5 protein-coding genes are annotated in these 5639 nt (G+C 52.0%); 3 read left to right on the top strand and 2 right to left on the bottom strand.

The window, feature by feature from the left end; all coding sequences use genetic code 11:
- Positions 1–174 precede the first annotated feature (174 nt).
- Positions 175–807 carry a TetR/AcrR family transcriptional regulator gene (locus ACIQ20_RS15560; RefSeq protein WP_395781901.1) on the bottom strand — a complete coding sequence of 211 codons (633 nt, stop codon included), beginning with the start codon at positions 805–807 and terminating at the stop codon, positions 175–177.
- Between the two features lie 136 nt (positions 808–943).
- Between ACIQ20_RS15560 and ACIQ20_RS15555 the strand changes: the two genes are divergently transcribed.
- Genes ACIQ20_RS15555 through ACIQ20_RS15545 form a run of 3 tightly spaced genes read left to right on the top strand, consistent with a single transcriptional unit; the run spans position 944 to position 5090 of the window.
- Complete coding sequence (locus ACIQ20_RS15555) at positions 944–1744, top strand: phytanoyl-CoA dioxygenase family protein (protein WP_395781899.1); 801 nt, start codon at positions 944–946, stop codon at positions 1742–1744.
- Positions 1741–2658 carry a hypothetical protein gene (locus ACIQ20_RS15550; protein ID WP_395781897.1) on the top strand — a complete coding sequence of 306 codons (918 nt, stop codon included), beginning with the start codon at positions 1741–1743 and terminating at the stop codon, positions 2656–2658. The genes ACIQ20_RS15555 and ACIQ20_RS15550 overlap by 4 nt, the downstream gene beginning before the upstream one ends.
- On the top strand, positions 2655–5090 hold the full coding sequence (locus ACIQ20_RS15545; RefSeq protein WP_395781895.1) for a glycoside hydrolase family 3 C-terminal domain-containing protein: 2436 nt from the start codon (positions 2655–2657) through the stop codon (positions 5088–5090). The genes ACIQ20_RS15550 and ACIQ20_RS15545 overlap by 4 nt, the downstream gene beginning before the upstream one ends.
- Positions 5091–5403: 313 nt before the next feature.
- On the opposite strand, the gene ACIQ20_RS15540 is transcribed toward ACIQ20_RS15545, so the two are convergent.
- Positions 5404–5639, bottom strand: a 236-nt coding sequence (locus tag ACIQ20_RS15540; protein WP_395781893.1) for a hypothetical protein, incomplete at its 5' end; no start/stop codon positions are given.

Genomic DNA, 5639 nt, shown 5'->3' with positions numbered 1-5639 from the left:
CCTTCTCAAAGCTCAAAGCGAACTTGCGCCGTATCGGCGAACGGACAGTATCAGGTCTGTGGGATATCATCGGCTCCCTCGTCACCATGTTCAAACCAGAAGAGTGCCGAAACTACTTCGCTAGCTGTGGATATGATGCATATTAAGTGGAAAATGCTCTAAATTCGGTAGGCGTTACTTGGCACCGGCTGGTTTCAACAGGCGGACTACCGTTTCTGCATATTCACTGATGAATTTTTCGCTCGTTGTGTCCTTGCCTGCGGAGAGCTTCCAGAGAGGGGCGAGCGCGAGAAAAAGTTGAGCGCCACCTGCTGCAAGGTTCTGCAAATGCAGCGGTTCAATGTCACTGATTTCTCCACGATCAGCACATGAGCGCACAAACTCGTTAAACCTTGTGACATGCCGACTTAGATATTTCTCAGCTATCATTCTCGAACGCCAAGTGTCATTTACGCCTTCAATCATCGGGATCAAAATATAGGCTGGATGTTTCCGGCACACCTTGAAATAAGCACGGATGAAGTCGCCGATAGAGATCTGATCGACGGGCCGCCCTCGATAAAGCATGTCGTCGAAAGTCTCAGCGACATTCGCAAACAGCCAATCAAGCATTGTTTCCCAGAGTGCTTCCTTTGAACCAAAGTAGTAGATCGCATTCTGCTTCGACACGCCGGACCGCGCAGATATCGCATTCATCGACGTCCCTTCGAAGCCGAAGTGCGCAAACAGCTCAGCCGATGCTTCAAGGACAGATCGTCTTGAGGCCTCTCGTTGTCCAGCCCGAGTGCCCGATCCCTCATCTCGCATGCAAAAACCCTTCTCGTCGAGCGGATTGTTACATGAAAGCCCAAACTTCTCAACGCTGCGAAGCCGAACAGAATATTCATTGACCTATAGGTCAGGGAAGGATATCACCGTCACGAACTTAATTGACAGGTGCATTATGACTTCTCGTTTTTCAGATCTGGAACGCAAACGGATAGAAGCTGACTTCTCGCGCAACGGTTTCGCGGTGGTTGAGGATCTTGTTTCCCAGCAAGCGATAGACGAACTTGTTGGCGCCTATGATGATATTCTAAACGGCAGCCACGACTGCGGCGCCTTCGATCGTAATCTTGGGGGCCTGACGCGCCAGATTATGATGCCACATTTATGCCATCCGGCTTTTGGTGAGAGCGAAGCGGTCTGTAATGCCCGAGAGATTGCAAGCGGCCTGATTGGAAAGCCGAATCCGGACCTTTTCTTTTCTATGCTAATTTATAAGCCACCAGGTCACCCGCATGAAACCCCATGGCATCAGGACATGGCATATTCGGGCAAACCATTTACCACCGCAGGATCGCGCATGCCAAACCATGCTGTCGCTCAATTCTGGCTCGCGCTAAATGATGTGGATGAGACGATGGGCTGTATGGAGTTCGTACCTGGAGCTCATAACGATCCTATGCCAGAACACTTCGTAGCCAGCGGCGATCCTGAAGATGAAGGGCGTCTATTGGCTATGCGAGATCCTACACGTGATCTTGATCTCAAGCGTGCCATCAAATGCCCACTCAAGGCTGGTTCAGCGACAGTACACGGGTATGCAACGCCACACTACACAGGCGCGAACCAGTCTACGAAGCATGGACGCAGGGCATTTATCTTCTCTTTTGCAAACATGAGTGCGTTTGATACAATTGCGGCGCAGCGTGGCGCGTGGGCGGACCGTCCTGAACAATCGTCCGCACTGTTGGCAAAATGAGCGGTTTGGTTAACTCCGACGAGCAGCGTGCAGACGGCATGCTCGTGCATCATGTCAATGAAGGAACATTGTGGAATTTGCCCCAATGGAGTGCTTTGCCGCGAAAGGACCAAAGCACGCCAGACTTCGAGCAGGTTTATTCCGCGGGCTTCTCCGGGCTCCAAGTCTATGCGCCAAATGCCGATGCTAGCAAAGCCAATTTGAGTCTGTCAGGCATGGCACGGATTCTAGACGGTGCAACCTGCGATGCTACCATCGCTCAACACAAGGCTTGGGGTTTTCAGGCGACAACCTTGCATTTAGGGACGGGCTTTGAGACGCTCGATGCGGGCAAAACCTTGGTTCAGGCAGTTCTGGACGCTAGCGCGCGCCACAGCCAACCTGTGTTCATTGAGACGCATCGCGCGACGATTACCCAAGATCCCGCCAGAACACTGGACCTCATCGCTGCCTTCCCGGAGATGCGCTTCAATGCCGACTTGTCGCATTGGTATACGGGTCAAGAAATGCGATATGGCGACTTTGAGGCTAAACTCGACAAACTCCAGCCGTTTTTTGAACGAGTGCGTTTCATGCATTTAAGAATGGGGCATTCCTGCGAAATGCAAACGCCGCTCTTCTTGCTACGAGAAAACCAGGCATGGGAGGATTATTGTCTGCTTTGGAGCCTGTGCATGAGGGGATTTCTGAATACAGCCGAACAAGATGAGCGATTTTTTGCGGTGCCAGAACTTCTTCCTGCGAGTGTTTCCTATCAAGGGCGCTTGCATACGATCAACTATGCGCGGCTCAACGATCCCAGCAATCCGTCATCGGAGCTTTCAGACCGTTGGCTAGAAGCGCTTGAACTGAAAACTCTAATTGAATCTCTCTGGTTGGAAGCAACCAATAAAGTGTTAGGCCCGACCCTATGACCCAGCAAGCGCATGATCGGTTACCCGCCATTTCAGATATGACGCTCTTAGAAAAGATATCGCTCCTCAGTGGTTCTGATTTCTGGCGAACCCGCGAGATACCGGAACGCGGTGTACCAGCTTTGAAGCTGTCGGACGGGCCAAATGGAGTTCGCGGGGATCTCGCTCGATCAGTGCCGGCCACAGCGTTTCCGGTCGGTGTCTGTTTGGGCGCTTCATGGAACCCTGACCTGCTCGCCGAAATTGGACGTGCGATTGCGGTCGAAGCCAAAGAGAAGGGGGTTCACGTCGTTCTTGGTCCGACCGTTAATCTTCAGCGCACGCCAATCGGAGGCCGCAATTTCGAATGTTATTCGGAAGATCCTTATCTCACGGGCGTGCTCGGAACTGTGTTCGTAAAAAGCCTACAGGGTGAAGGAATTGGCGCTTGTCCCAAGCACTTTGTCGCCAACGATTGTGAATTTGAGCGCCATACAATCAATTCCGTGCTCGATGAGAAAACCCTGTACGGCGTATACCTCCTACCGTTTGAAATGATTGTGAAACAGGCCCGGCCGTGGACGATCATGTCTGCCTACAATCGTATCAACGGTATCTACGCGTCCTCCCATACCGAGTTAGTCGTCAACACACTAAAGAAAACTTGGGGGTTTGATGGGGTGGTGATATCGGACTGGGGAGCCGCTCTAGAAACAATTCCAAATGCATTGGGCGGGCTTGATCTTGAAATGCCTGGACCCTCAAAGGTTTGGGGGGAAAAGCTGCAAGCTGCGGTTTTGAATGGAGAGGTTTGTGAAACAGTAATCGATGAAAAGGTTGAACGCCTTTTTCGTTTGATAGAACGTACCACTGCCCAGCGGACTTACTCGCATGGGCCCGAACAAGGCTTGGATGCGCCGTGGAAGCGCGAGCTGGTCAGACGCGCCGCCGCTGATGGAATGGTCTTGCTGAAGAATGAGCAAAGACTTTTGCCACTCGACCCAGATTTTGCCGGGCGCATCGCTGTCATCGGCCCTAATGCGGCTCGAGGGCAGATAATGGGAGGGGGCAGCTCGTCCTTAAATAGCCATCCCGCAGTGCATCCTCTAGATGGCCTTCGCGCAGCTTTTCCGCTTGCAACCTTCGAATATGCGAAAGGCTGCCGCAACAATAAATATACTCCCGTGATAGGCCCAGAGAATGTTAGCTGTGATTCTGGCAAAAGACCCGGCTTTGAACGGCGGGTCTATCCCAATAGCCTTTTCGAGGGAGAACCGCTTGAAGTCGACTATTTGCCAACAAGCTTATTGAAATTACTGGATGCCTTCGGCTCAGCTTCATCAGAGCCCGGAGGCATAGTCTTAGAAGGGGACTATAAACCCGACGTTGCCGGGCTTCATACGATTGGCTTTATGAGCGCTGGTAAAGCAAAACTGATGATCGATGGACGCGTTATCATTGACAATTGGACGAACTGGAAGCGCGGACATAGCTTCTACACTTTCGGAAGCGACGAGGTTCGCGCAGAGGTGCATTTAGATCCCGGGAGAAAATATCGTCTCCGCGTCGAGTATGAACGCCCGATTGCAGCGCTAATTGCCGGGGTACAATTCGGCATAGAACCCCCGTTGTCAAAAAACTCGATTGCCGATGCCGCAGAACTGGCCGCGCGTTCAGACGTAACAATCCTAGTCCTTGGCTCCAACGCTGATTGGGAAACTGAGGGCACGGACCGAGCCTTGCACGGCTTACCTGGTGAACAGGATGACCTTGCTGAAGCAGTGCTTAACGCATGCCCAAATACCGTCGTGGTGATGAACATCGGTTCGGCGACGGAAATGCCCTGGTATCTGAAAGCGAATAGTGTTTTGGTAACTTGGTTTGCCGGGCAGGAAATGGGAAACGCACTTGGAGATGTCCTGACCGGAAAGTCAGATCCTGGTGGCAGGTTGCCATTTACATGGCCGATGAAACTGACAAATCACCCTGCAATGGCCTGCTATCCGGGCGAGAATGGCAAAATGCTCTATTCAGAGGGCATTCATATCGGATACCGGGGATTTCGAGCCCATGCGATTGAGCCGCTCGCACCTTTCGGTTTCGGGCTGAGCTATGGCGACGCACGGATCACTTCGGCACATTTGTTGACCAGTAAACCGAACGAACTGTTACAAGTGGAAGTTGTTACCTCCAACACTTCTGATCGGCCCTCTACAATCATCGTTCAAGCCTATGCTGAGGTCGGGGCCGAACTTGGGCAAGAGCCTTTGTTCGCGCTCGTAAGCTTCGAAAAATTGGTGCTCAACATAGGAGAAACGCGGTCCGCGAACCTAGCGATTGATCTTGACCTCCTGACAAAAGCCCTTGGACTAAAAACCGCGCCGAATTGGCAAGGCCAAATCAAAATTGGAACATCAGCAAGCGGGCCATTTATTGATCTACCCATCGAGTGAGGGAAGGCGAGGAACTCATGTCCACACCGGGTACACAAATCCAGCTCACCTTCCAATGAGTTTGGACTTGTAACGCCTGCCTTCCGGTGTGGTGTCTCTTTGTTAGTCCGCCTTTGCTTCGTTATCGGCCAACTCCGGACGCTTTCTGAGCGTCCGTGAACTTCGATTCTTTCATGCCGAACAAGTGCAGCTAGCTAAGGGTCATTACGGAAAAACTCCATTCCTGAATGGTCCAAATTCCAGGTAGCAGTGCACCGCGATCGCGGGTTTCCAACTCCATGGCAGGAGTTCATGGGAGCGTGAAAACCTCGCTTTAAAAGTGTAGCAAGAATGCCGAAGTAACGAGGCAAAAAAGGCGCGGATTGACGATGACGAGCTTTGGAAAGCTATTTGGCAAGCAAGGCTGGGCTAAAATGGCCCAACGATGGATAGCGATCACGTCCCATTTGGTGGTGTAACACGCGGTGACAGCTAATCCCCCTGCGCAGCGCTCGTCACATAGCTGGCGGCGTGGGGGGATTGGCGGTTGGTCATTGATCATTCTGGTTT

This window comes from Aquidulcibacter sp. (assembly GCF_044346625.1).
Taxonomy (GTDB): Bacteria; Pseudomonadota; Alphaproteobacteria; order Caulobacterales; family Aquidulcibacteraceae; genus Aquidulcibacter.
This window is presented reverse-complemented; position numbering and strand designations above follow the sequence as displayed.